The sequence below is a fragment of the Flagellimonas chongwuensis genome (assembly GCF_013376415.1).
GTDB lineage: Bacteria > Bacteroidota > Bacteroidia > Flavobacteriales > Flavobacteriaceae > Flagellimonas > Flagellimonas chongwuensis.
In genome coordinates, this window is record NZ_WYET01000011.1 from 1 (window position 1) to 2,500 (window position 2,500).

Sequence of the window (2,500 nt, forward strand, 5' to 3'; positions counted from 1 at the left end):
AAACAAAGAAGTTCATATACATATTGTAACGACAGCGTAGAATTAAGAAATGAACCATTTTGATGCAGGGACTCGGGATTTCCGGGTGTCGGACAGACATTCAAGGAAATACAATGAAGAGTTTGATCCTGGCTCAGGATGAACGCTAGCGGCAGGCCTAACACATGCAAGTCGAGGGGCAGCGGGGAGAAGCTTGCTTTTCCGCCGGCGACCGGCGCACGGGTGCGGAACGCGTATGGAACCTGCCCCTGTCAGGGGAATAGCCCAGGGAAACTTGGATTAATGCCCCATGGTACCGTTATATCGCATGATATTACGGTTAAAGATTTATCGGACAGGGATGGCCATGCGTACCATTAGTTAGTTGGTGGGGTAACGGCCCACCAAGGCAGCGATGGTTAGGGGCCCTGAGAGGGGGATCCCCCACACTGGTACTGAGACACGGACCAGACTCCTACGGGAGGCAGCAGTGAGGAATATTGGACAATGGGCGGGAGCCTGATCCAGCCATGCCGCGTGCAGGATGACGGCCCTATGGGTTGTAAACTGCTTTTATACGGGAAGAAATGCGCCCACGTGTGGGCGTCTGACGGTACCGTAAGAATAAGGACCGGCTAACTCCGTGCCAGCAGCCGCGGTAATACGGAGGGTCCGAGCGTTATCCGGAATCATTGGGTTTAAAGGGTCCGTAGGCGGGCCTGTAAGTCAGGGGTGAAAGTTTGTGGCTCAACCATAAAATTGCCTTTGATACTGCAGGTCTTGAGTCATGGTGGGGTCGCCGGAACATGTGGTGTAGCGGTGAAATGCATAGATATCACATAGAACACCGATCGCGAAGGCAGGTGGCCAACCATGTACTGACGCTGATGGACGAAAGCGTGGGTAGCGAACGGGATTAGATACCCCGGTAGTCCACGCCGTAAACGATGGATACTAGCTGTGGGGACTTCGGTCTCCGTGGCCAAGCGAAAGTGATAAGTATCCCACCTGGGGAGTACGTTCGCAAGAATGAAACTCAAAGGAATTGACGGGGGCCCGCACAAGCGGTGGAGCATGTGGTTTAATTCGATGATACGCGAGGAACCTTACCAGGGCTTAAATGCAGGCTGCATGGGGTAGAGATACCCCTTTCTTCGGACCGCCTGCAAGGTGCTGCATGGTTGTCGTCAGCTCGTGCCGTGAGGTGTCAGGTTAAGTCCTATAACGAGCGCAACCCCTACCGTTAGTTGCCAGCATGTCAAGATGGGGACTCTAACGGGACTGCCGGTGCAAACCGTGAGGAAGGTGGGGACGACGTCAAATCATCACGGCCCTTACGTCCTGGGCTACACACGTGCTACAATGGCCGGTACAGAGGGAAGCCACCCCGCAAGGGGGCGCGGATCTACAAAACCGGTCACAGTTCGGATCGGGGTCTGCAACTCGACCCCGTGAAGCTGGAATCGCTAGTAATCGGATATCAGCCATGATCCGGTGAATACGTTCCCGGGCCTTGTACACACCGCCCGTCAAGCCATGGAAGCCGGGAGTGCCTGAAGTCCGTCACCGCAAGGAGCGGCCTAGGGCAAAATCGGTAACTAGGGCTAAGTCGTAACAAGGTAGCCGTACCGGAAGGTGCGGCTGGAACACCTCCTTTCTAGAGAAAGAGATGCCCGGAGGTGCCTTGTCCCGCACGAGGTGGTCTTTATCCTCTGCGCTGTCGTTTATGATATGTTATACTGATATAAGGCAATAAAAGGCCAAGACAGTCTCATAGCTCAGCTGGTTAGAGCGCTACACTGATAATGTAGAGGTCGGCAGTTCGAGTCTGCCTGAGACTACGAAGATGTACGAGGTGCGTATGTACGGAGTGCGAAGTTCATTGAGTATTGAATAAGGAAATTCTAGGAGCGAGTTATTGCGGGTTATAGACTCATAACTCACAACTCATAACTCTTTACTAGGGAAATGGGGGATTAGCTCAGCTGGCTAGAGCGCCTGCCTTGCACGCAGGAGGTCATCGGTTCGACTCCGATATTCTCCACTGGATAGTATTGAGTATCCAGATTTTAGAAGTGAGATCCATCTCATGTCTAATATCTAATATCTCAAGACTGTTTAAAAGTTCATTGACATATTGGGACGGAGCAGGATTGATTTTAAATCGATCTGTGCGAAGTCAAAGAAGAAACACGAAGTAGAATAGAATATATAAGGATTACGAGAGGGCATCTGTACCTTATGGTACAGGTGCGACAAGCAAAAGAAGGGCGTATGGGGGATGCCTAGGCTCTCAGAGGCGACGAAGGACGCGATAAGCTGCGAAAATCCACGGGGAGCTGCACATGAGCATTGATCCGTGGGTGTCCGAATGGGGCAACCCGGCAGGTTGAAGGCCTGTCACCCAGCAATGGGGGCGAACCCGCTGAACTGAAACATCTAAGTAGGCGGAGGAAGAGAAAACAAGAGTGATTCCGAGAGTAGTGGCGAGCGAAATCGGAACAGCCCAAACCGTCGTTGT

2 tRNA genes and 2 rRNA genes (1 of these 4 cut by a window edge) are annotated in these 2,500 nt (G+C 52.4%); all 4 read left to right on the plus strand.

Annotation, left to right across the window (positions count from 1 at the left end):
• Positions 1–110: 110 nt before the first annotated feature.
• Positions 111–1,636: ribosomal RNA gene (locus GUA46_RS15815) — 16S ribosomal RNA — on the plus strand.
• A 110-nt stretch (positions 1,637–1,746) separates the two neighbouring features.
• Positions 1,747–1,820, plus strand: a tRNA-Ile gene (locus tag GUA46_RS15820).
• 129 nt (positions 1,821–1,949) lie between these two features.
• Positions 1,950–2,023: transfer RNA gene (locus GUA46_RS15825), tRNA-Ala, on the plus strand.
• Between the two features lie 208 nt (positions 2,024–2,231).
• A 23S ribosomal RNA gene (locus tag GUA46_RS15830) occupies positions 2,232–2,500 on the plus strand; it runs 2,550 nt beyond the window's last position.
• The 16S and 23S rRNA genes sit together here with 2 tRNA genes alongside, the layout of an rRNA operon.